The 23,338-nt window shown below is 72.8% G+C and carries 21 protein-coding genes; 3 read left to right on the top strand and 18 right to left on the bottom strand.

What is annotated here, in order from left to right:
• Window positions 1–197: 197 nt before the first annotated feature.
• The 13 genes from nusB to ACZ56B_RS25945 form a co-directional block, all read right to left on the bottom strand.
• The gene (gene nusB, locus ACZ56B_RS26005) at window positions 198–632 is read right to left on the bottom strand and encodes a transcription antitermination factor NusB (protein WP_468795339.1); all 435 of its coding nucleotides are present in this window, start codon (window positions 630–632) and stop codon (window positions 198–200) included.
• Window positions 633–634: 2 nt separating this feature from the next.
• Complete coding sequence (gene efp / locus ACZ56B_RS26000; RefSeq protein ID WP_004990655.1) at window positions 635–1,201, bottom strand: elongation factor P; 567 nt, start codon at window positions 1,199–1,201, stop codon at window positions 635–637.
• Window positions 1,202–1,263: 62 nt separating this feature from the next.
• The gene (locus ACZ56B_RS25995; protein WP_468795335.1) at window positions 1,264–2,370 is read right to left on the bottom strand and encodes an aminopeptidase P family protein; all 1,107 of its coding nucleotides are present in this window, start codon (window positions 2,368–2,370) and stop codon (window positions 1,264–1,266) included.
• Between the two features lie 117 nt (window positions 2,371–2,487).
• Window positions 2,488–3,345 (bottom strand): Pro-rich N-terminal domain-containing protein, encoded by an 858-nt coding sequence (locus ACZ56B_RS25990; RefSeq protein ID WP_468795332.1) that lies wholly within the window; start codon window positions 3,343–3,345, stop codon window positions 2,488–2,490.
• A 173-nt stretch (window positions 3,346–3,518) separates the two neighbouring features.
• Entirely contained in the window at window positions 3,519–4,613 is a 1,095-nt protein-coding gene (gene aroB, locus ACZ56B_RS25985) for a 3-dehydroquinate synthase (RefSeq protein ID WP_468795329.1), read from the bottom strand.
• Window positions 4,610–5,125 carry a shikimate kinase gene (locus ACZ56B_RS25980; RefSeq protein WP_468795326.1) on the bottom strand — a complete coding sequence of 172 codons (516 nt, stop codon included), beginning with the start codon at window positions 5,123–5,125 and terminating at the stop codon, window positions 4,610–4,612. Before ACZ56B_RS25980 ends, aroB begins: the two co-directional genes overlap by 4 nt.
• Window positions 5,122–6,306, bottom strand: coding sequence for a chorismate synthase (aroC, locus tag ACZ56B_RS25975; protein ID WP_468795323.1), 1,185 nt, complete (start codon window positions 6,304–6,306; stop codon window positions 5,122–5,124). Before aroC ends, ACZ56B_RS25980 begins: the two co-directional genes overlap by 4 nt.
• 261 nt (window positions 6,307–6,567) lie before the next feature.
• Window positions 6,568–7,395: a shikimate dehydrogenase gene (locus ACZ56B_RS25970; RefSeq protein ID WP_468795320.1), complete on the bottom strand. Its 828-nt coding sequence runs from the start codon at window positions 7,393–7,395 to the stop codon at window positions 6,568–6,570.
• Window positions 7,395–9,137 carry an endolytic transglycosylase MltG gene (gene mltG, locus ACZ56B_RS25965; protein ID WP_468795317.1) on the bottom strand — a complete coding sequence of 581 codons (1,743 nt, stop codon included), beginning with the start codon at window positions 9,135–9,137 and terminating at the stop codon, window positions 7,395–7,397. The genes ACZ56B_RS25970 and mltG overlap by 1 nt, the downstream gene beginning before the upstream one ends.
• Window positions 9,138–9,262: 125 nt before the next feature.
• Window positions 9,263–9,727, bottom strand: a complete 465-nt coding sequence (gene ruvX / locus ACZ56B_RS25960; RefSeq protein WP_468795314.1) for a Holliday junction resolvase RuvX — start codon at window positions 9,725–9,727, stop codon at window positions 9,263–9,265.
• Between the two features lie 11 nt (window positions 9,728–9,738).
• Window positions 9,739–12,408: an alanine--tRNA ligase gene (gene alaS, locus ACZ56B_RS25955; protein ID WP_468795311.1), complete on the bottom strand. Its 2,670-nt coding sequence runs from the start codon at window positions 12,406–12,408 to the stop codon at window positions 9,739–9,741.
• On the bottom strand, window positions 12,408–12,791 hold the full coding sequence (locus tag ACZ56B_RS25950; RefSeq protein ID WP_468795308.1) for a hypothetical protein: 384 nt from the start codon (window positions 12,789–12,791) through the stop codon (window positions 12,408–12,410). Before ACZ56B_RS25950 ends, alaS begins: the two co-directional genes overlap by 1 nt.
• Window positions 12,792–12,797: 6 nt before the next feature.
• Window positions 12,798–13,265: a DUF948 domain-containing protein gene (locus tag ACZ56B_RS25945; RefSeq protein WP_468795305.1), complete on the bottom strand. Its 468-nt coding sequence runs from the start codon at window positions 13,263–13,265 to the stop codon at window positions 12,798–12,800.
• Between the two features lie 154 nt (window positions 13,266–13,419).
• On the opposite strand from ACZ56B_RS25945, the gene ACZ56B_RS25940 reads away from it, so the two are divergent.
• Window positions 13,420–15,579, top strand: coding sequence for an ATP-binding protein (locus ACZ56B_RS25940; RefSeq protein ID WP_468795302.1), 2,160 nt, complete (start codon window positions 13,420–13,422; stop codon window positions 15,577–15,579).
• Window positions 15,580–15,600: 21 nt separating this feature from the next.
• Here ACZ56B_RS25940 and rpsD read toward each other — a convergent pair whose 3' ends face one another.
• From rpsD to ACZ56B_RS25915, 5 genes are all read right to left on the bottom strand, one after another.
• A complete protein-coding gene (gene rpsD, locus ACZ56B_RS25935) occupies window positions 15,601–16,215 on the bottom strand; it encodes a 30S ribosomal protein S4 (RefSeq protein ID WP_468795299.1) in 615 nt (204 codons plus the stop codon).
• A gap of 339 nt (window positions 16,216–16,554) precedes the next feature.
• Window positions 16,555–17,910 carry a replication-associated recombination protein A gene (locus ACZ56B_RS25930; RefSeq protein WP_468795295.1) on the bottom strand — a complete coding sequence of 452 codons (1,356 nt, stop codon included), beginning with the start codon at window positions 17,908–17,910 and terminating at the stop codon, window positions 16,555–16,557.
• 43 nt (window positions 17,911–17,953) lie between these two features.
• Complete coding sequence (locus ACZ56B_RS25925; protein ID WP_468795292.1) at window positions 17,954–18,619, bottom strand: vitamin K epoxide reductase family protein; 666 nt, start codon at window positions 18,617–18,619, stop codon at window positions 17,954–17,956.
• A 250-nt stretch (window positions 18,620–18,869) separates the two neighbouring features.
• A complete protein-coding gene (hisS, locus tag ACZ56B_RS25920) occupies window positions 18,870–20,132 on the bottom strand; it encodes a histidine--tRNA ligase (protein WP_468795289.1) in 1,263 nt (420 codons plus the stop codon).
• An 11-nt stretch (window positions 20,133–20,143) separates the two neighbouring features.
• Window positions 20,144–20,854, bottom strand: coding sequence for an MBL fold metallo-hydrolase (locus tag ACZ56B_RS25915; RefSeq protein ID WP_468795286.1), 711 nt, complete (start codon window positions 20,852–20,854; stop codon window positions 20,144–20,146).
• A gap of 177 nt (window positions 20,855–21,031) precedes the next feature.
• Between ACZ56B_RS25915 and ACZ56B_RS25910 the strand changes: the two genes are divergently transcribed.
• Together ACZ56B_RS25910 and ACZ56B_RS25905 are read left to right on the top strand one after the other, a co-directional pair.
• The gene (locus ACZ56B_RS25910) at window positions 21,032–21,856 is read left to right on the top strand and encodes a peptidylprolyl isomerase (RefSeq protein ID WP_468795283.1); all 825 of its coding nucleotides are present in this window, start codon (window positions 21,032–21,034) and stop codon (window positions 21,854–21,856) included.
• 135 nt (window positions 21,857–21,991) lie between these two features.
• On the top strand, window positions 21,992–23,221 hold the full coding sequence (locus ACZ56B_RS25905) for a DUF349 domain-containing protein (protein ID WP_468795280.1): 1,230 nt from the start codon (window positions 21,992–21,994) through the stop codon (window positions 23,219–23,221).
• Window positions 23,222–23,338: the final 117 nt, after the last annotated feature.

Genomic DNA, 23,338 nt, shown 5'->3' with positions numbered 1-23,338 from the left:
CCCCCCCCCCCCCCCCCACCCCCCCCCCCCCCCCCCCCCCCCCCCCCCCCCCCCCCCCCCCCCCCCCCCCCCCCCCCCCCCCCCCCCCCCCGGCGGCGTTCGTCCGGATCCCGGGCGCAGCCGGGAGCGCGTCGTGCCGCGAAGGGCCCGCGGCGACTCGCGCCGCGGGCCCTTCGGCGTGTCTGTGACCGGGCCCCTCAGACCTCGTCGCGGCGCAGTGACGGCTTGAGCTCCTTGAGCCGGCCCAGCAGGCCGTTGATGAACGAGGGCGACTCGTCCGTGGAGAACTCCTTCGCCAGCTGCACCATCTCGTCGAGGACGACGGCGTCCGGGGTCTCGTCGACCCAGAGCAGCTCGTAGGCGCCGAGACGCAGGATGCTGCGGTCGACGACCGGCATCCGGTCGAGCGTCCAGCCGACCGAGTACTGGGACAGCAGCTCGTCGATGCGCCGCGCGTGCTCGGCGTAGCCCTCGACCAGCTGCATCGTGTACTCGCTCACCGGCGGCTGCCGGGTGTCGGTCCGGGAGTGCCGGATCCAGTCCGCGAGGACCGTCAGGACGTCGGCGCCGCGCTGGTCGCCCTCGAAGAGGATCTGGAAGGCACGCTTGCGGGCCGTGTTGCGGGCAGCCACGGTTAGCTGTTCACCCGGCCGAGGTAGTCGCTGGTGCGGGTGTCGACCTTGATCTTCTCGCCGGTGGTGATGAAGAGCGGGACCTGGATCTGGTGGCCGGTCTCCAGCGTGGCGGGCTTGGTGCCGCCGGTGGAGCGGTCGCCCTGGACGCCCGGCTCGGTCTCCTGGACGGTCAGCTCGACGGCGGCGGGCAGCTCGACGAAGAGCACCTCGCCCTCGTGGGTGGCGACGGTGGCCTCGAAGCCCTCGACGAGGAAGTGGGCGGCGTCGCCGACCACCTTGCGGTCGATGTGCAGCTGGTCGTAGGTCTCCATGTCCATGAAGACGAAGTAGTCGCCGTCCATGTAGGAGAACTGCATGTCGCGCTTGTCGACGGTGGCCGTGTCGACCTTGACGCCGGCGTTGAAGGTCTTGTCGACGGTCTTGCCGGACAGCACGTTCTTCAGCTTGGTGCGCACGAAGGCCGGGCCCTTGCCGGGCTTGACGTGCTGGAACTCGACGACGGACCAGAGCTGGCCGCCTTCGAGCTTGAGCACCATGCCGTTCTTGAGGTCGTTCGTGGAAGCCACGGTTGAGGAATCTCCTGGACTGGACTGACGTGGACGACCCCGGGGCGGCGCACAGCGCGAGGCTAGAGCGCGAGCAGCTCCTTGGTCGTGATGGTGAGTAGCTCGGGTCCGCCGTCCGCCTCGGGGCGCACGACGAGCGTGTCATCGATCCGGACACCGCCCCGGCCCGGGAGGTGGACTCCCGGTTCGACGGTGACCGGCACGCAAGCGTCCAGTTTACCCATGGCCGCAGGGGTCAGCCGAGGGTCCTCGTCGATTTCGAGCCCGACCCCGTGCCCCGTGAGGGCGGGGAGGGCGTCGGCGTACCCGGCGGAATCCAGCACCTGGCGCGCCGCGCGGTCCACGTCGCGGCAGGCGGTGCCCGGCACGAGGGACTCCCGTCCGGCGCGCTGGGCGGAGAAGACGAGGTCGTACAGTTCGATCTGCCAGTCCGCGGGAGCCGTGCCGATGACGAAGGTGCGGCCGATCTCGCAGCGGTAGCCCCGGTAGGTGGCGCCGAGGCAGACGGAGAGGAAGTCGCCCTCCTCGACGCGGCGGTCGGTGGGCCGGTGACCGGGCCGCCCGGCGTTCGGGCCGGTGGCGACGGAGGTGGGGAAGGCGGGGCCGTCGGCGCCGTGGTCGACCAGACGGCGCTCCAGCTCCAGGGCGAGGTGGCGTTCGGTCCGGCCGACCAGGATGGACTCCAGCAGCTCGCCGAGGGCCTGGTCGGCGATCTCCGCGCCGATCCGCAGGCAGGAGATCTCCTCCTCGTCCTTGACCACCCTGAGCTGCTCGACCGCGTGCCCCGCGTCGGTCAGGCGCAGTCCGGGGGCGGCCGAGCGGATGGCGCGGTGCCGGGTCACGGTGAGGTGGTGCTCCTCGACCGCGAGGGAGTCGGCGCCCTGGGCGGCGGCGAGACCGGCCGCCGTGACGGCGGCGTCACCGCCGGCCCCGGGTCCGGCGTGCACGCGCAGCGCCTCGTCGGGCCGGGCCTGCGGCGACCGGTCCTCGGGCGGTCCGGCGCACACCAGCAGGTCCTCGGTCCTGCCCAGCAGCAGCACGGCGCCCTCGGGGGCGGCGCCCGCGAGGTAGCGCACATTGGCGGGCCGGGACACCAGCGCCGCCGCGCTGCCGCCCGCGTTGCAGCATTCCCGTACCCGCGTCCGGCGGACCGCGTACACCTCTGACATGACCCGAGCCTATGAGCGGTGGCCGGATACCGCCGGTCGAGAGGTCCGAGTGGGCGTCACCGCGCCCGCGGCCCGGGACCGCGGCCGGACCGCCGGCCCGGGCACGGGGCGCCGGCCTCACCAGGCCGGCGGACTCGCGATCGACCGGGCCAGGACGTCGTCCAGGAGCCTCGCCGTCTCCGGTATGTCGAGCTGGGAGTTGTCGATGATCGGGAGCCCCGAGCCGTACCAGCCGGCCATGCGGCCGTGGATGCCGGCGACCTCCTCGTCGCTCAGACGGCGGTTGCCGGAGCGTTCCGCGTTGCGCGCCAGGACGATGTCCAGGCCCGGCAGGAGGACGACGGGCAGCAGGCCGGGACCCACGTGCCGTTTCCAGCCGCCCAGGCCGACCACCGGGCGGTCGGGGAAGACGGCGTCGTCGAGGACGCACGAGATGCCGTTGGCGAGGAAGTTGCGCGCGGCGAAGCCGCAGGTGCGGCGGGCCAGGCGGTACTGGGCCTCGGAGTGGTCGTTCCACCCCGCCTGCGGGTCGGCGAAGCCCGAACGCACCCACTCGCGCACGTCGTCGAGGCTGATGTGCGCGGTCGGGACCCGGCGGTGGTCCGCCCAGTACCTGGCCACGCTGGTCTTCCCCGCGCCCGCGGGTCCGATGAGCAGCACGGCGACGGCCGTGCCGGCCGGGTCGGGGGGAGCGACGGCCTGCGGGGCACCGGGCGCGGCGACGGGACCGCCGGGCGGCAGCGGCACGTGACCGGTGGTGTCCGGCGGCGGGGGCATCGAGGCGTGCTGCGGGCCCGCGGGGGGCGGGGTGGGCCCGGGGTAGGCCGGTGCCGGAGGCGGCACCGGCACGGGGGCGGGTCCCTGGTGCGCTCCCGGGTGCTGGCCCGGGTGGTGTGCGGCCGGCGACCAGCCGGCGGCCGGTCCGTGCCCCGGCTGGTGGGGCGGCGGCAGCGGTGAACCCACTGCGTGCTGCATCCGGTGCCACTCCGTCTCGTACAGGCGATGGGCGCTGACAGCGGGGTACCCCCCGCGTGCTACCGAACGGTACCGCCCCCTGCCGTCGTTGTGTGAACGGCCGGGGGCGGCGGGCGGTGCCCGCCGCGGGCGGGCCGGTGGCCGGCCCGCCGGACGGGCGCGGCCCCCCGGGGCTACTGCCCCACCTCGCCGTACGCGGCGAGCAGGACGGCCGGGTCCGGTCCCTCCAGCACGGTGGGCTTGGCGAGACCGTCGAGGACGATGAAGCGCAGCAGGTCGCCGCGGGACTTCTTGTCGACCTTCATCGTCTCCAGCAGCCTGGGCCACTGGTCGTGACGGTAGTGCAGCGGCAGGCCGACCGACTCGAGGATCGTGCGGTGGCGGTCCGCGGTGGCGTCGTCGAGGCGGCCGGCCAGGCGGCCCAGTTCGGCGGCGAAGTGCATGCCCACCGACACCGCCGCGCCGTGGCGCCACTTGTAGCGCTCGTTCTTCTCGATGGCGTGGCCCAGCGTGTGGCCGTAGTTGAGGATCTCCCTGCGGCCCGACTCCTTCAGGTCGGAGGAGACCACGTCGGCCTTGACCCTGATGGACCGCTCGATCAGCTCGGCGGTGTGCGGGCCGGCGGGGGTGCGGGCGGCCTGCGGATCCGCCTCGATGAGGTCCAGGATCACCGGGTCGGCGATGAAACCGGCCTTGATGACCTCCGCCAGCCCCGAGACGTAGTCGTGGACCGGGAGGGAGTCCAGCGCGGCCAGGTCGCACAGCACCCCGGCGGGCGGGTGGAAGGCCCCCACCAGGTTCTTGCCCTCGGCGGTGTTGATGCCGGTCTTCCCGCCGACGGCCGCGTCCACCATGGCCAGCACGGTGGTCGGGACGGCGACCCAGCGCACGCCGCGCAGCCAGGTGGCGGCCACGAACCCGGCCAGGTCGGTGGTCGCACCGCCCCCCACGCCGACGATGACGTCGGTGCGGGTGAACCCGGACTGGCCCAGCGCCTTCCAGCAGTAGGCGGCGACCTCGGCGGTCTTGGCCTCCTCCGCGTTGGGCACCTGGACGGCGATGGCCTCGTAGCCCTGCTCGGCCAGGTCGGCGCGGAGCGCGTCGCCGGTCTCGGCCAGCGCCTCGGGGTGCACGACCGCCACCCGCTTGGCCCTGGTGCCGATCAGCCCGGCCAGCTCGCCCAGGAGCTGACGTCCCACCAGCACCTCGTACGGGTCGGTGCCCGCCGTGCCGCCGATGTGGATCCGGGTCACTGCCTCGCTGCTCATGCTTCCTTCAACTCCAGTGCGTTCAGGGCGGCTTCGGCGACCTCGTCGGGGGTGCGGCCGTCCGTGGGCACGGTGGCCGCGGCGACCTCCTCGTACAGGTGCCGCCGGGCCTCCATCAGCTCGCGCCACTGCTTGCGCGGATTGACCGCGAGCAGCGGCCGGGCGGCGCCCAGCCCGGTGCGCCGGACCGCCTCCTCGACGTCCATCGACAGGTACAGGACCCGCCGCCCGGCGAGCAGCGCGCGCGTGTCCGCGTCCAGGACCGCGCCGCCGCCCAGGGCCAGCACGCCGTCGTGCTCGGCCAGCGCCCGGCGCACGGCCCGCTTCTCGATCGCCCGGAAGGCGTCCTCGCCCTCGTCGACGAAGATGTCGGCGATGTCACGGCCCTCACCGGCGACGATGTCGTCGTCGGTGTCCCGGTACCCCACTCCCAGCCGCTCGGCCAGCAGCCGTCCGACGGTGGACTTGCCCACGCCCATCGGACCGACCAGCACGATCACCGGTGAGTTCACCGGATCGCCAGGTGCTCGAGGTACGACGTCACGTTGCGGCGGGTCTCGGCGACGCTGTCACCGCCGAACTTCTCCGCCACCGCGTCCGCGAGGACCAGCGCCACCATCGCCTCGGCGACGATCCCGGCGGCCGGCACCGCGCACACGTCGGAGCGCTGGTGGTGGGCCGCGGCCTCCTCCCCGGTGGCCACGTCCACGGTCCGCAGCGCCCGCGGCACGGTCGCGATCGGCTTCATCGCCGCCCGCACCCGCAGCAGCTCGCCGGTGGACAGGCCGCCCTCGGTGCCGCCGGAGCGGCCCGAGGCGCGCCGGATGCCCTCCCCGGTGGGGACGATCTCGTCGTGCGCCTCGGAGCCGGGCACCCGCGCCAGCTCGAAGCCGTCACCGACCTCGACGCCCTTGATCGCCTGGATGCCCATGAGCGCGGCGGCCAGCCGGGCGTCCAGGCGCCGGTCCCAGTGCACGTGCGAGCCCAGGCCCACCGGCACGCCGTGCGCCAGCACCTCCACGACGCCACCGAGGGTGTCGCCGTCCTTGTGGGCCCGGTCGATCCGGTCGACCATCGCCTTCGAGGCGTCCGCGTCCAGGCAGCGCACCGGGTCGTCGTCCAGCCGCGCCACGTCCGCCGGGACCGGGTACACCCCGTACGGCGCCCTGACCTCGGCCAGCTCCACGACGTGGCTGACGATCTCGATGCCGGCCGTCTCCCTCAGGTACGACCGGGCCACCGCGCCCAGCGCCACCCGGGCGGCGGTCTCCCGCGCGGACGCCCGCTCCAGCACCGGCCGGGCCTCGTCGAAACCGTACTTCTGCATCCCGGCGAGGTCGGCGTGGCCGGGGCGGGGCCGGGTCAGCGGCGCGTTGCGGGCGAGGCCCGCCAGCACCTCCGGGTCGACCGGGTCGGCCGCCATGACCTGCTCCCACTTCGGCCACTCGGTGTTGCCCACCATGATCGCGACCGGGGAACCGAGGGTCAGGCCGTGCCGGACACCGCCGAGGAAGGTGACCTCGTCCCGCTCGAACTTCATCCGGGCACCGCGACCGTAGCCCAGCCGCCGCCTCGCCAGGTGGTCCGCCACCATCTCCGTGGTGACCGGCACGCCGGCGGGAAGACCCTCCAGCGTCGCCACGAGTGCGGGACCGTGGGACTCCCCCGCGGTCAGCCAGCGCAACCTGCTCAACGGTGCTCCTCCGTGCTCGCGCCCCGGTTACTGCCTGCGTGCACGTCTCCTCGCGCACGGCTGCGGCGTGACGGGGTGCGCGGCCCCGGTCCGCCACCTCCGATCCTCCCACGTCCGGGCCGCGGACCCGGCCGTCGGTCCATCAGGCGGACGGGCGGGCGCGGACCGGGCGGCCGGGGAACCGGGCCGGGATCCCGGCGACGCCGACGGCGGGGAGCACGGCTCCTCCTCCGTCCTCCCGTCACGCCCTCCCCGCGGGCCCTAGCGGGCGGCGAGCGCCCGCTCGCCCGCTTTCCGCATGGCCTCCAGCGGGGCCGGCGCCCGCCCCGTCATCTGTTCGACCTGGAGCACGGCCTGGTGCACCAGCAGGTCGAGTCCGCCGACCACGGCGCCGCCGTACGCCGACCAGCGGGCCGCCAGGACGGTGGGCCAGGGGTCGTAGAGCACGTCGAAGAGGGCCGCCGGGCGTTCCGGGACGGCCCGGGCGAGGGTGTCGGTGACGCCCGCCGGGGTGGTGGTGACGACCAGCGGGGCGTGCAGGGCCCGCTCGGCGTCGTCCCAGCCGGCGATGCGCACCGTCACCCCGAGCCGCTCGGCCCACCGCCGCATCTCGGCGGCGCGGACCGCGCTGCGGACGTAGACGACGACCTCGCCCGTGCAGATCCGCGCGAGCGCGGCGAGGGCGGACGAGGCGGTGGCGCCCGCGCCGAGGACCGCGGCGGTGTCCACCGTGTCGATGCCGTGCTCGCGCAGGGCGGCGACCATGCCGGGGATGTCGGTGTTGTCGCCGGTCCGGCGGCCGTCCGGGGCGAGGACGACGGTGTTGACCGCGTCGACCGAGGCGGCGGTGTCGCTGATCCCGTCCAGCAGCGGGATCACGGCCCGCTTCAGGGGCATGGTCAGCGACAGTCCCGCCCACTCGGGGCCGAGCGTCCCGAGGAACCCCGCCAGCGCCTCCTCGTCGACCTCGAACCGGTCGTACGTCCAGCCCTCGAGCCCCAGCTCCGCGTAGGCGGCGCGGTGCAGCACCGGGGAGAGCGAGTGGGCGATCGGGGACCCGAGCACGGCGGCGCGACGGGGTGCGGCCATCAGTTCTTCCTCGAGGCGTTCCACTTGTCGACCAGCTTCTGGTGCTCGGCGTTGGTCTTGGTGAACTCGCTCGTCTTGCCGTCGAGCGAGATGAAGTAGTACCAGCCCTCGTCCGTCGGGTTGAGCGCGCCCTTGATCGCGTCCTCGCCGGGGTTGCCGATCGGTCCGGGCGTCAGGCCCTTGTAGTAGTACGTGTTGTACGGGTTGTCGTAGTTCCGGAGTTCCTTGAGGGACAGGTCGAGCTTGCTCTGGTTCTTGATGTAGTTGTACGTGGAGTCGAACTCGAGCATGCCGTTGGTCTCGGTGTTGCCGGGTTCGAGACGGTTGTAGATGACCTCGGCCATCTTGCGGAAGTCGCTGTGACTGGTGCCCTCGGCCTGGACCATGCTGGCGACGGTGACCAGCTGCCACGGGTTCTCGAGGCCGAGGCTCCCGGCCTTCTCCTCGACGCCGAGCTTCTCGTAGGTCTTGGTGGCCTGGGCGACCATGCGCTTCAGGACGTCCTCGGGCTTCTGCCCCTTGGACACGCCGTAGCTGGACGGGAAGAGGAAGCCCTCCAGCGGGTCCTTGACGTTCTCGTGGCCCCGCGCCCACTCCGGCAGGCCGAGCTCCTCCCAGTCCTCCCGGGCGATCCTGGCGGTGGTGCCCTCCGCGACTTCGAGGCGCTGGTCGATGATCTTGTAGATGTCGGCGTTGCGCTTGCCCTCGGCGATGATCAGGTTGTCGCGGCTCTCGGGGCTGAGCATGAGCGCGACCGCGCTCTCGGCCGACATCTCCTTCTCCAGCGTGTAGACGCCGTCCTGGATGGCCTTGCCCTGCGGGTTGTCGGCCTGGGCCGCGACGAAGGCGTCGACGCTCTTGACCACGCCCTCCTTCTTGAGCACCTGGCCGATGGCGTACCCGCCGGCGCCCTCGGGGATCGTGACGGTCACCTGCTCGCCGTTGCCGTCGCCCGTGAAGTCCGGGGCGCTGCCGAAACGATCCTGGTAGAACTGGTACCCGAAGTAGCCGACCCCGGCGACTCCGCCGCCGAGGACCAGCACCACCACCAGGCAGGCGACGCCGCTGCGCCGCTTCTTCTCCTTGCCGCCCCTGCCCCGGCGCTCGCCGCGCCCGCGGCGGTCGTCCGGCTCGTCGTCGCGGTCGTCCCCGTCGTCGTGGTCGTCGTGGTCGTCGCGGTCGCCGTCGGCGTCGGCGAAGAAGGCGTGCTCGCCTTCGTCGGGGCCCGGGTCCCAGTCGGTCCGCGGCTCGGATCCGGTGCGGCCGCGGCCGGTCGGCCCGGGTTCGGCGCCCTCGTGGCCGGTCGGCCCGGACGGCGGGTAGGCGTCGGGGGCGCGGTAGTGGTCGGCCTGTTCCCCGCCGTACCCCCCGGCCTGTTCCCCGCCGTACCCCCCGGGCTGCTGCCCGTAGGGGTCCGTCGGGCCGGTGCCGTACGGGTCCTGGGGGTGGGCGCCGGTGGGCCAGCCGCCGGTGTCGTACTGCTGGGCGGCGTACTGCTGGTCGTACTGCGGGTACTGCTGCGGCTGGGCGTAGCCGTTCTGCCCGACGGCGTCCCAGCCACCGGTGTCGTGGTGCTGCGGCTCCTGCGGATGGTGCTGCGGCCGGCCGCCGTAAGGGGGCTGCTCACCCGGGTGGGTCTGCTGACCCTGCTGGGCCTGCCGGCCCCCCCATCCGCCGTCCCCGTACAACGGGTCGTCCGGATGCCACGGTTCGGAGCCTCGGCCCCGGCCATACTCAGTCATCGATCCCCTAGAGCCGCGAAGCGGCGGTCACCCGGCCACCTGACGACCCCGGTTTCCGTTCCGCTTCTTTCTTGCGGCGGCTGTTCGAACACCGCCGCATCGCGCGGAACGTTACCGTATCGCGATCAGGTGACCACTTCGACGCCCTCGCCGGGTGGTTCACCTGACACTCGTTCGGATTCCAGTGCCTGCTGAAGGATGATCACAGCGGCGGCCTGGTCGATGACGGAGCGTCCCTTCCTGGACTTCACGCCCGAGGCGCGCAGCCCCTGGCTCGCCGTCACCGTCGTCATGCGCTCGTCCACGAGTCTCACCGGAACGGGCGCGATCATGCCTGCCAGTTCCCGCGCGAATCCGCGGACCTTGGCCGCCGCCGGTCCCTCGCCCCCCTTGAGGGAGCGGGGGAGGCCGACGACGACCTCGATCGGCTCGTACTCCTCGACGAGCTGCTTCAGCCGCCGGTGGGCGGCCGGGACGTCCCGGCCGGGAACGGTCTCGACCGGGGTCGCGAGGATTCCGCCGGGGTCGCACGAGGCGACCCCGATGCGGGCGTCCCCGACGTCGATCGCGAGCCGACGTCCTTGGCGCATGGCTTCCGGCCCTACTTCGCCGTGTCGGCGACGAGCCGCTCGACGGCGTCGACGGCCTCGCCGACGGCGGCCGGGTTCTGGCCGCCGCCCTGGGCCACGTCCGGCTTGCCGCCACCGCCGCCGCCGAGGGCCTTGGCGGCGGTGCGCACCAGGTCGCCGGCCTTGAGCCCGCGCTCGCGGGCGGCCTCGTTGGTGGCAATGACCGTGAGCGGCTTCCCGTTGACCGTCGTGAACAGGGCGACCACGGCGGCCCGTCCGCCCTGGATGCGGCCGCGCACGTCGAGGACCAGCTTGCGCAGGTCGTCGGCGGTGGTGCCGTCCGGGACCTGTCCGGTGACCAGTGCGACGCCGCGCACGTCCTTGGCGGACTCGGCGAGGCCGGCGGCGGCCTGGAGCACCTTCTCGGCGCGGAACTTCTCGATCTCCTTCTCGGCGTCCTTCAGCCGGCCGAGCATGGCGGAGACCTTCTCCGGCAGCTCCTCCGGGCGGCCCTTCAGCAACTCGGTGAGCTGGTTGACCACCGTGTGCTCGCGGGCGAGGAAGCTGTAGGCGTCCACGCCGACCAGGGCCTCGATACGGCGCACGCCGGAGCCGATGGAGGACTCGCCGAGCAGCTTCACCAGGCCCAGCTGGGCGGTGTTGTGCACATGGGTGCCGCCGCACAGCTCCTTGGAGAAGTCGCCGATGGTGACCACGCGGACGCGCTCGCCGTACTTCTCGCCGAACTCGGCGATGGCGCCCTGCTTCCTGGCCTCGTCGATGCCCATGATGTCGGCCCGGACGTCGAGGTCGCGGGCGAGCACCTCGTTGATCTTCTGCTCCACGTCGAGCATGACCGTCTGCGGCACGGCGGACGGGGAGCCGAAGTCGAAGCGGAAGCGGCCGGGCTGGTTCTCGGAGCCGGCCTGGGCGGCCGTCGGGCCGAGGGCGTCGCGCAGGGCCTGGTGGGTGAGGTGGGTGGCCGAGTGGGCGCGGGCGATGGCCTTGCGGCGGCGGGCGTCGATGGAGGCGTGGGCCTTGGCGCCGACGGTGACCTCGCCGACCTGGACGACGCCCTTGTGGACGTAGACGCCCGGGACCGGCTTCTGGCAGTCGCGGACCTCGACGACGGCACCGGAGTCGGTCCTGATCCGGCCGGTGTCGCCGATCTGGCCGCCGCCCTCGGCGTAGAACGGGGTGCGGTCGAGGACGATCTCGATCTCGTCGCCCTCGGTGGCGGCCGGCGAGGAGGCGCCGTCGACGAGGATGCCGACGACCGTCGACTCGCCCTCGGTGTCGGTGTAGCCGATGAAGTCGGTGGCCCCGGCCCGGTCGGCGATCTCGCGGTAGGCGCCGAGGTCGGCGTGGCCGGTCTTCTTGGACTGGGCGTCGGCCTTGGCCCGCTCCCGCTGCTCCCTCATCAGGCGGCGGAAGCCGTCCTCGTCCACGGACAGCCCCTGCTCGGCGGCCATCTCCAGGGTGAGGTCGATCGGGAAGCCCCAGGTGTCGTGGAGCAGGAAGGCCTTGTCGCCGGGCAGGACGGTGGAGCCGGCGGCCTTGGTCTCGCTGACGGCGGTGTCGAGGATGTTGGTGCCGGCCTTCAGCGTCTTGAGGAAGGCGTTCTCCTCGGCGAGGGCGACCTTCTCGATGCGCTCCCGGTCGGTGATCAGCTCCGGGTACTGCTGTCCCATCATGCCGATGACGACGTCGACGAGGTCCTTGACGACCGGGCCGGTGGCGCCGAGCAGGCGCATGTTGCGGATGGCGCGGCGCATGATGCGGCGCAGCACGTAGCCGCGGCCCTCGTTGCCCGGGGTGACGCCGTCGCCGATGAGCATGGTGGCGGTGCGCATGTGGTCGGTGACCACGCGCAGGGAGACGTCGGAGGAGTCGGCGGCACCGTACTCCACGCCGGTCAGCTCGGTGGCCTTCCTGATGACCGCCATGGAGGTGTCGATCTCGTACATGTTCCGCACGCCCTGCAGGATCATGGCGAGTCGTTCCAGGCCGAGGCCGGTGTCGATGTTCTTGGAGGGCAGCTCGCCGAGGATCGGGTAGTCCTTGCCCGGGCCCTCGCCGCGCTCGTACTGCATGAAGACCAGGTTCCAGATCTCCACGTAGCGCTCGTCGTTGACGGCCGGGCCGCCCTCCTCGCCGAACTCCGGGCCCCGGTCGTAGTTGATCTCGGAGCAGGGGCCGCAGGGGCCGGGGACGCCCATGTCCCAGTAGTTGTCCTTCTTGCCCAGCCGCTGGATGCGCTCGGCGGGGACGCCGACGACGTCGCGCCAGATGCGCTCGGCCTCGTCGTCCTCCTGGTAGACGGTGATCCACAGCCTCTCCGGCTCCAGGCCGTAACCGCCCTTGTCCTGGGGCGCGGTGAGCAGCTCCCAGGCGAGCTCGATGGCGCCTTCCTTGAAGTAGTCGCCGAAGGAGAAGTTGCCGCACATCTGGAAGAAGGTGCCGTGGCGGGTGGTCTTGCCGACCTCTTCGATGTCGGGCGTGCGCACGCACTTCTGCACGCTGGTGGCGCGCTCGAAGGGCGGCTTGACCTCGCCCAGGAAGTAGGGCTTGAAGGGCACCATGCCGGCCGGGACGAGCAGCAGAGTCGGGTCGTCCGCGATGAGCGACGCCGACGGGACGACGGTGTGCCCGCGCTCCTCGAAGAAGCTCAGCCAGCGGCGGCGGATCTCGGCCGACTCCATCAGTGGTCCTCATTCCGGTTGTACGGGTACGTCTTGTACGTCGTTTCGTCCGCGGGCTCCCGGGCCGGGCCCTCGACGTACGCGGGGCTGTTGCGGTTCTCGATGACGGCGTGGCCGCGGGGGGCGGGGAGTTGGCGGTCGACGGGGGCGTTGAGCCCGAGCGCGTCGCCGAGTTCGGCCTCCCGCTGGGCCATGTTGGCGCGGACCTCGAGCGCGAAGTCCACGGCCCGGTCCCGGAGCCGGCCGCCGGCCTCGACCGCCTTGTTCGCCGCGGCGACGGCGAGGTGCTCGGGCGTCAGCTGCTTGAGCTTGCGGTTGACCTTGGTGGTGGCCCACACGCCGGCGGCGACGCCGGTGGTGAACCAGAACGTACGGCGGAACATCGCGGGTCAGTCCCTCTTCCCTCGGGTGTTCCCCCGGGTTCGCCTCTCCCGCCGCGCGCCCGGGACGGTGCGGCCCACGATCACGGTGCCGCGCCTCGCCGCCGGACCCCCGGCACCCTCCTTGCGGCCGCTGACGGCCCGGCGCACGCCGTAGCCGAAGGCGGCGACCTTGACGAGCGGGCCGCCGAAGGTGGAGGCCACCGTGGTCGACAGCGCGGAGGCGTTGGCGGTGACCTCCTGGACGTCGGAGGCGATCGCGTCGACCCGTTCGATCTGGGTCTGCGCGGAGCGCACCGCCGCGGAGGCGTCGGCCAGCAGCGGGACGGCCTGGTCGGTCACGTCCGCCACGAGCCGGGTGGTCGCCCTGAGCGTCTGGGCCAGCCTCGCGAGGGCCACCGCGAGGAAGGAGACCAGGATCGCCCAGAAAACGGCCACCAGGATTCCGGCCACCTCTCCACCGGACACTGTGTGCACCCGCTCCCTGAAACGTGCCTGAACATCGAGAAAGTCGTGGCACCGAGCCTATCGCGCCCGCGACGGGAGTCCGTACCGGATTACCGTCCGGCGCCGGCGGAGTTGCGCGAAGCGATTGTACGCAGTGCATACGGTTCAGTACTGTGCGTGTCCCATGCGGGATCATCGGCACGCCCCCACGCCGGGACACGGCAATCTGCCCCTGGAACCGGACCCCTTCGTGGGGCGTTCCGCGGAGCTGGCCGAGCTGTCCCGGGCGCTCGGCACCTCGCGCCTGGTGACGGTGACCGGGGCGGGCGGGGTCGGCAAGTCGCGCCTGGCCCTGCGCGCCGCCGCGCGGTGCGCGCCCCGGGACGGGGCGTGGCGGGTGGAACTGGCCCCGGTCAGGGATCCGGAGTTCGTGGACCACGCCGTCGTGGAGGCCCTGGGGCTGACGGACCACACCACCCGGCCGCCGTGCGAGACGCTGCTCGGCCATCTCGCCGGGCGCCGGGTCCTGCTGGTGCTGGACGGGTTCGAGCACCTGGTGGACGCCTGCGCCGCGCTGACGGCCGAGCTGCTGCGCCGGGCGCCGGGGCTGCGGGTGCTCGCCGTGGGGCGGCGGGCCCTGTCCGTCACCGGGGAGACGCTGTTCCCCCTGGCTCCGCTGCGCGAGGACGAGGCGGTGGCGCTGCTGGAGGAGCGCGCGGCGCAGCACGCGGTGTCCGCCGGGGACGGCCGTGCGGCGCGGGCGCTGTGCCGGCGGCTGGACGGGCTGCCGCTCGCGATCGAACTGGCCGCGGGGCGGCTCGGGACGCTGTCCCCGGAGCAGCTGCTGGAGCGGCTCGACGACCGGTTCCGGCTGCTGACCGGCGGCTGCCGGGACGCCCTGCCCCGCCACCGCACGCTGCGCACGGCGATCGGCTGGAGCCACGAGCTGTGCACGGCCGGGGAGCGGCTGCTGTGGGCGCGGCTGTCGGTGTTCGCGGGGCCGTTCGACCTGGAGGCCGCCGAGTACGTGTGCGGCGGGAACGGACTGCCCGCCGACGACGTCCTCGACGTGCTGACCGCGCTGCTCGCGCAGTCGGTGCTGACGCGCGAGGAGACCGCGGCGGGCGTGCGCTACCGGATGCTGGACACGCTGCGCGCCTACGGCGGTGAATGGCTGGCGGCCACGGGCGACGCGGAGCGGGTCGGGCGGCGGCACCGGGACTGGTACGTGGGGCTGGCCACCTGGTGCGAGCTGGACTGGTTCTCCCCGCGGCAGAGCGAGATCGCCGCGCGCGTGGAGACGGAGCTGCCGAATCTGCGCCGCGCCCTGGAGCTGGCCCTGGGCGAACCGGAGGAGGCGTACCTGGGGCAGTTCCTCGCGGGCTCGCTGTGGTTCTACTGGGTCGGCTGCGGCCGGCTGTCGGAGGGGCGGCACTGGCTGGAGCGGGCCGTCCGGCTGGATTCCGGCCACGAGCAGCCGCGGCTCAAGGCCCTGTGGGTGCTGGGGTACGTGGCGATCCTGCAGGGCGACACCGTGCCCGCGCTGGCGGCGCTCCAGGAGTGCCGCCGGGAGGCGGAGCGGGCCGGGAACGGCACGGCGCTGGCGTACGCCGAGCACCGCACCGGCTGCCTGGCCCTCGTCGCGGACGACATGCCGCGCGCGGAGAGGCTGCTGCGCTCGGCGCTGGACCGCTACGGGGAGATCGGCGAACTCAACAGCAACGTCCTGATGGGCCGGGTCGAACTGGCGATGGCGCGCGCCTTCCAGGGCGATCTGCCGGAGGCGGTGCGGCTGTGCGAGGACGTGCGCCGGACCTGCGACGACCACGGTGAGCGGTGGGCCCGCACCTACGCCCTCTACGTCCTGGCGTACGCGGCCTGGAGCGAGGGCGATCCCGGCGGGGCGCGGACGCTGCTGACGGACTGCCTGGAGGGGGCCCACGCCTTCCGCGACCTGCTCGGCGCCGTGCTGGCGCTGGAGCTGATGGCACTGGTCACCGTGACGGAGGGGGAGGCCGCCGAGGCGGCGGTGCTCCAGGGGGCGGCGGACCGGATGTGGCCGGCGGTGGGACTGCCGCTGTTCGGCTCGGCCCACTACAACGCGCCGCGCGAGCTGTGCGAGGCGCGGGCCCGTGAGTGCCTCGGCGACGAGCGGTACGAGGAGCACCGGCGGAGGGGATCGCGGCTCGGCCGGGACGAGGCGGTCCGCCGGGCGCTGCGGCGGCCCGGAAGGCCGTCCGCCGCGCCCGTGCCGCGCGGGCCGGTGCGGCGGACGGCCACGGGCGCCCCCACGCACGAGCCCGCCGCCCCGCCCACCCGGAAGGGTGGGGAGACGGCGGGCTGAGGTACCGCGTGCCTGCTCGGGTCAGCGGGCGTAGAACTCGACGACGAGCTGCTCGTCGCAGATCACCGGGATCTCCTTGCGGTTCGGCTCGCGGTCCAGGCGGAACGCCAGGGCCTTGAGGTTCACCTGGAGGTAGCGCGGGGTCTCGCCCTCGGGGGCGAAGCCGCCCTCACGGGCGATCTGGAAGAGCGTCTTGTCCTTGCTGCGCTCGCGGACCTGCACGACGTCGTCCGGGCGGACACGGAAGGAGGGCTTGTCGACCTTCTTGCCGTTGACCTGGATGTGGCCGTGCGTGACCATCTGGCGGGCCTGGTAGATCGTGCGGGCGATGCCCGAACGCAGGACCAGCGCGTCGAGGCGGCGCTCGAGCTCGATGACGAGGGCCTCACCCGTCTTCATCGTGGTCTTGGCGGCACGCTCGTACGCGCGGACCAGCTGGCGCTCGGAGACGTCGTACTGCGCGCGCAGGCGCTGCTTCTCCAGCAGACGGACCTTGTAGTCCGAGTTCTGCTTGCGGCCACGGCCGTGCTCGCCGGGCGGGTAGGGGCGGGCCTCGAAGTACTTGACGGCCTTCGGGGTCAGCGCGATGCCGAGGGCACGCGACTTCTTGACCTTGGGGCGGGACTGATTCGCCACTGTCTTTCGTCTCTTTTCCGCAGTTGTCGGCTCACCAGGGTTAGGGGAGGTCGCATCCGCAGCCGGGGAAACCCGCGGGTCCTCGACGAGGGCCTGTCGGGCAGCCGCTCCCCTGGTCTGGGCACATACGTGCAGCACGCGAGTGGCCCACCGACCGCTCCCGGGAATCCGGGTGGTGGTGGGCTGCCCGCGACACCGTTCGCCGGTGCGCGACGCTCCTGGAGGTCCCGCCGCCGCACGGCGGTGGGGCTCCTGCTGGATGTCCCGCTCTGGTGGTGCCGACTCCCCTCTCAGGGGCCGGACACGGGACGCAGCACTTCGGGGAAGTCTACAGGGTGCTCAGGGCCGCTTCCGACCGAGGTGCTTCCTGGTCCACTCCACGGCGTCCGCGTACCGGGCCTCGGCGCCGTGCCGGGTGGGCTCGTAGTACTGGCGGTCCCGGAGGGCGTCCGGGGCGTACTGCTGTGCGGCGATGCCCTCGGGCAGGTCGTGGGGGTACACGTACCCCTGGGCGTGCCCCAGCTCGGCCGCGCCCCGGTAGTGCCCGTCGCGCAGGTGCGGCGGCACGGGTCCGGCCAGGCCCTTGCGCACGTCGTCGAGGGCGGCGCCGATCGCGGTGGTGGCCGCGTTGGACTTGGGGGCCAGGGCGAGGGCGATGGTGGCGTGGCTGAGGGTGAGGGCAGCCTCGGGAAAGCCGATCATGGCGACGGCCTGGGCGGCGGCGACCGCGATCGACAGGGCGTTCGGGTCGGCGAGGCCGATGTCCTCGCTGGCGGAGATCATCAGCCGGCGGGCGATGAAGCGGGGGTCCTCGCCGGCCTCGATCATCCGGGCCAGGTAGTGCAGGGCGGCGTCCACGTCGGAGCCGCGGATGGACTTGATCAGGGCGCTGGCGACGTCGTAGTGCTGGTCGCCGCCGCGGTCGTACTTCACCGCGGCCCGGTCGACCGTCTCCTCCAGCGTGGTCAGGGCGATCTCCGCCTCGCCCTTGTCGAGCGCGGCCCCGGCGGCGGCCTCCAGGGCGGTCAGCGCGCGGCGGGCGTCGCCGCCGGCGATGCGCAGCAGGTGGCCCTCGGTGTCCTCGGGGAGGGTGACGGCGCCCTTCAGGCCCCGCTCGTCGGTGAGCGCCCGCCTCAGCAGGCCGCGGACGTCGTCGTCGGTGAGGGGCTCGAGCGTGAGCAGCAGGGAGCGGGACAGCAGCGGGGAGATGACCGAGAAGTAGGGGTTCTCGGTGGTCGCGGCGATCAGGGTGACCCAGCGGTTCTCCACGGCGGGGAGCAGGGAGTCCTGCTGGGCCTTGCTGAAGCGGTGGATCTCGTCGAGGAAGAGGACGGTCTCCTGGCCGTACCCGCCGGAGGCGCGGCGGGCGCCGTCGATGACCGCGCGGACCTCCTTGACGCCCGCGGTGATCGCCGACAGTTCGACGAAGCGCTTGTGGGTGGCCTTGGAGACGACGTAGGCCAGGGTCGTCTTGCCGGTGCCGGGCGGCCCCCACAGGATCACCGAGGACGGGCCGGCGGGGCCCGAGGAGCCCTCGCCGACCAGTCTGCGCAGGGGGGATCCGGGCTTCAGCAGGTGCTGCTGGCCCACCACCTCGTCGAGGGTGCGCGGACGCATCCGGACGGCCAGCGGGCTGCCGGCCGGGTCCTTCTCCTGGCGTTCTTCTGCTGCGGCGGTGAACAGGTCGGGCTCCACGCTGAAACCCTAAAGGACCGCACCGACGGCGCGGCGGGCGCGGTCAGCCGGTCCAGAAGTCCCACCAGCGGGTCAGGATCAGCATGCCGATGATGCCGATGTGCAGGACCGGGAGCACCCAGGTGAACTCGCCGAAGAAGCCCCTCAGCCAGCCCGGCGCGGGCAGGAAGCCCTGGCGGACGTTGAACGACGTGACGTACCAGAACATGACGATCGTGGCGACCCAGGCCAGGCAGCACCACAGGCACAGGGCGTTGATCCGGTACAGGGACTGGAACATCAGCCAGGCGCAGAAGACGGTGCCGAAGAGCGTGCCGGCGTTGAGGGTGAGCCAGTACCAGCGCGGGAAGCGGGCGCCGGCGAGCAGGCTCATGCCGACGCAGACGACGATGCCGTAGGTGACGAGGCCGAGCATCGGGTTGGGGAAGCCGAAGACGGAGGCCTGGTCGCTCTCCATCACGCTGCCGCAGGAGACGACGGGGTTGAGACTGCACCCGGGGACGAACGTCTCGCCCCTGACCTTGGCCTCGAGCAGCTTGAACTTGTCGAGCGTGATCACCCACGCGGCGAGCACACCGGCCGCACCGGTGATCACCAGGAGGAGGGCGAGGGCCCGGCTCGCCCCTTCCCTGCGCGGCGCGGCGGCGCGCTCCGGCGAGGAGGAGGGCTCGGGCTCCATGGCGACGTCCCTGACTGTCGTCTTGCTCATCACGCCGATTCCGTCACTAGAGAGTGTGGACCTGCTTCGGGCAGGGCCATTGTGCCGTACGGGACCACGGCTGCGCCGTCCGCCGGACACAAAGGCACACCGGCGATCACCCGTGGGCGTTCGGTTTCGGCCGACGCGCGTGCCGTGACCGCACACGCGCTCCCCCAGGGACCCCGCGCGGGCGAAGCCGCGTCCGCGCGGTTGACGAGGACGCCGGGCGCCCCGAAGTGCCCGGCGTCCGCGCGCCGGGTCAGCCGAGCCGTGACTCCAGCTCCGCGACGATCTCGTTCACCCCGACCGCCGTCTGCTCGCCGGACTCCATGTCCTTGAGCTGGACGACACCCTCGGCGAGGTCGCGCTCGCCCAGCACCAGGGCGTAGCGGGCGCCCGAGCGGTGGGCGGCCTTCATCGCGGCCTTGAGGCCCCTGCCGCCGTAACTGAAGTCCGCCGCGACGCCGTTCTTGCGCAGCTCGGTGACCTTCGCGAACAGCACCCGGCGGGCCTCCTCGCCGAGCGGGACGGCGAACACGCTGGTGGCCTCGGGGAGCTGGAGCTCGACGCCCTCCGCCTCCAGGGCCAGCACGGTGCGGTCGACGCCGAGGGCCCAGCCGACGGACGGCAGCGCGGGGCCGCCGATCATCTCCGACAGGCCGTCGTAGCGGCCCCCGCCGCCCACCGCGGACTGGGAGCCGAGGCCGTCGTGGACGAACTCGAAGGTGGTCCGCGTGTAGTAGTCCAGGCCGCGCACCAGCCGGGGGTCGTCCTCGAAGGCCACGCCCGCGGCCGTGATCAGTTCGCGGACCTCCTCGTGGTACGCCTTGCAGGCGTCGCAGAGGTAGTCGCGCAGCAGGGGGGCGCCGGTCAGCTGCTTCCGCACCGACTCCCGCTTGTCGTCCAGCACCCGCAGCGGGTTGATCTCCGCGCGGCGCAGGGTGTCCTCGTCCAGGTCCAGGCCGCGCAGGAAGTCCTGCAGCGCGGTCCGGTACACCGGGCGGCACTCCTTGTCGCCCAGCGAGTTCAGCAGGATGCGGAAGCCGCTCAGGCCCAGCGAGCGGTACGCCTGGTCGGCCAGGATGATCAGCTCGGCGTCGAGGGCCGGGTCCTCGGCGCCGATCGCCTCGGCGCCGACCTGGGAGAAGTGGCGGTAGCGGCCCTTCTGGGGGCGCTCGTAGCGGTAGTACGAGCCGGAGTACCAGAGCTTGACCGGGAGGTTGCCCGCCTTGTGCAGGTTGGCCTCCAGGGCAGCGCGCAGCACGGAGGCGGTGCCCTCGGGGCGCAGGGCGAGCCGGTCGCCGCCCTTGGTCTCGAAGGCGTACATCTCCTTGGTGACGATGTCGGTGGACTCGCCGACACCGCGCGCGAACAGTTCGACGTTCTCGAACCCGGGCGTCTCGATGTAGCCGTAGCCGGAGCCGCGCAGCGGGGCGGCGATGGCCTCGCGGACGGCGAGGTACTTGGCGCTGTCCGGCGGGATCAGGTCGTACGTGCCCTTGGGGGCCTTGAAGGTGCTCACGGAAGGTCTCGTCACATTCCTCGTCGGGGAGCCTCGGCGGCTCCCTGGCCGCCGGCCGCCACCTGCCGCAGGTACGGGTTGGTGGCGCGCTCCTGGCCGATGGTCGTCTGGGGGCCGTGGCCGGACAGCACCACGGTCGAGTCGTCGAGCGGCAGGCACACGCGGGCCAGCGAGTCGAGCATCTCGGCCATGTCACCGCCGGGCAGGTCGGTGCGTCCGATGGAGCCGGCGAACAGCAGGTCGCCCGAGAAGAGGATCGGCGGGACGTCCGCCGCCTCGGGCAGGCCGAAGGTCACCGACCCCTTGGTATGGCCGGGCGCGTGCGCGACCGTCAGCTCCAGGCCGGCCAGCTCCAGCTTCGCGCCGTCCGTCATCTCCCTGACGTCGTCCGGCTCCCCCACGGCCAGCTCGCCCATCAGCGGCATCCCGATGGAGCGGCCCATCGCCTTCTCGGGGTCGCTCATCATGTACCGGTCCTCGGGGTGGATCCAGGCCGGTACGCCGTGCGCTCCGCAGACCGGGACGACCGAGGCCACGTGGTCGACGTGGCCGTGGGTGAGGACGACGGCGACGGGCTTGAGCCGGTGCTTCCTGACCGCCTCCTCCACTCCGGGGGCGGCCCGGTGGCCGGGGTCGATGATCACGCACTCCTCACCGGCGGCGGGGGCGACGAGGTAACAGTTCGTCCCCCAGGCACCGGCGGGGAACCCGGCAATGAGCACGATCGTCCTTCGTTGTGTCGATTACGGAGGTCTGCGACGGGCTGCGCCCGTGGTCAGAGCCTACCGGCGCTGCCGATTCCGCAGCGAACCCATATACCGTACGGGGCACACGCGCAGGGCCGGCTCACCGCGCCACGCGTACCGGTCGACACACGAGACGCATGAGGAGACAACCCGGTGGTCAGCCAGGAGCAGCGGCGGCGTCAGCTCGCCCGGGAGAAGTTCTTGCGGCAGCAGCAGCGCCGCACCGAAGCGCGGCGCAAGGCGCGGATCCGCAACTCGGTGATCGCGTCCGCCCTCGGGGTGGTCCTCGTGGGCAGCCTCGCGCTGTACACGACCGGAGCGCTCGAGCAGGACGACGACAGCACCAACGCCAACGCGGAGGTCACGCCGAGCGCGACCAGCAAGGCTCCGGACCCGTGCGACAAGCCCGCCGGGGGCGAGCCGAAGTCGGAGACCTGGAAGAAGGAGCCGGCGCTGTCCATCGACAAGTCGGCGAAGTACACGATGACGCTCGACACGACCTGCGGCGAGATCGAGGTGGCGCTGAAGGCGTCGGCGGCTCCGCGCACGGTCAACTCGTTCGACTTCCTGGCGGGCAAGGGCTACTTCGACCACACCAAGTGCCACCGGCTGACCACCGAGGGCATCTACGTGCTGCAGTGCGGCGACCCGACGGGCACCGGCACCGGCGGTCCCGGCTACACGATCCCGGACGAGAACCTGAAGGACGCGAGCCTGAAGGACAACGTCTACCCGGCGGGCACGGTCGCGATGGCCAACACCGGGCAGAAGGACAGTGGCGGCAGCCAGTTCTTCCTGGTCTACCGGGACAGCCAGCTCCCGCCCAGCTACACACCGTTCGGCACCGTCTCCGAGGACGGCATGAAGGTGCTGGAGAAGATCGCCGGTGCGGGGGCCCAGCCCGCCGACCCGGCCACCGGCAACACCGCGCCGAACGCGACGGTCGTGATCGACAAGGCGACGGTCGCGAAATCCTGACCCTCAACTGCGTAATTTCGGTCGCGCGGGATGCGGACAGGTGTCCCGTCGGTCGCCTATGTTGGCCGTGACGAAACTGTGGACGATGCCCGGGGGAACACGAGCCCCCCGCAGGCATCATGTGGAGGAGGCGCTGTGAGCAGCGACCCGTGGGGCCGCGTCGACGAGACGGGGACCGTGTACGTGCGTACGGCCGGCGGCGAGAAGGTCGTCGGTTCCTGGCAGGCCGGCTCTCCCGACGAGGCGCTGGCCTACTTCGAGCGCAAGTACGAGGGCCTGGTTGTCGAGATCGGCCTCCTCGAGAAGCGAGTGAAGACCACCGACCTGTCGTCCAAGGACGCTCTGACCGCGATCGAGCACCTGCGGGAGCAGGTCGACGCCCACCACGCGGTCGGTGACCTGGACGCCCTCAGGGCCCGGCTGGACAAGCTCGTGGAACTGGTGGAGGCGCGCCGCGAGGAGCGCAAGGCGCAGCGGGCCCGGCAGTCCGAGGAGGCGCGCCGGGCCAAGGAGGAGCTGGTCGCCGAGGCGGAGGAGCTGGCGCGGTCCGACCAGTGGCGGGCCGCCGGCGAGCGGCTGCGGGCCCTGGTGGACACCTGGAAGGGCCTGCCGCGGCTGGACCGGAAGTCCGACGACGAGCTGTGGCACCGGTTCTCGCACGCGCGGTCGGCGTTCTCCAAGCGGCGCAAGCAGCACTTCGCGCAGCTGGACGCGCAGCGCGAGGAGGCCCGCCGGACCAAGGAGCGGCTGGTCGCCGAGGCCGAGTCGCTGTCGGGCTCGACGGACTGGGGTCCGACCGCGGCGCGCTACCGCGAGCTGATGGCGGAGTGGAAGGCCGCGGGCCGCGCGCAGCGCGAGCACGAGGAGGACCTGTGGAACCGCTTCCGCGGTGCGCAGGACGTCTTCTTCGCCGCCCGCAGTTCGGTGTTCGCCGAGCGCGACGCGGAGCAGGCCGAGAACCTCAAGCTCAAGGAGGAGCTGGCCGGGGAGGCCGAGAAGCTCCTGCCGGTCACGGACCTGAAGGCCGCGCGGGCCGCGTTCCGCGCGCTCAACGAGCGCTGGGAGGCCATCGGCCACGTGCCGCGGGACGCACGGCCGCGCGTCGAGGGCCGGATGCACGCCGTGGAGCGCGCCCTGCAGGAGGCCGAGGAGGCGGAGTGGCGCCGGACGAACCCGGAGGCACGCGCGCGTGCCGAGGGTCTCACCGGCCAGCTCCAGGCCGCCGTGGACAAGCTGAAGGGCCAGATCGAGCAGGCCCGGGCGCAGGGCAACACCGCCAAGGCGGAGAAGCTGGAACGGGAGCTGGAGGGCCGCCAGGCCCTGCTGGACCAGGCGCTGAAGGGGCTGCAGGAGTTCGGCGGCTGAAGGGCCGCCCGCACCCGCGAAGGGTCTCACCGGCCAGCTCCAGGCCGCCGTGGACAAGCTGAAGGGCCAGATCGAGCAGGCCCGGGCGCAGGGCAACACCGCCAAGGCGGAGAAGCT

Source organism: Streptomyces sp. NPDC034670 (assembly GCF_055574875.1).
Note: the sequence above shows the minus strand (reverse complement) of the source record. Positions and strands in the feature narration are given on the sequence as shown.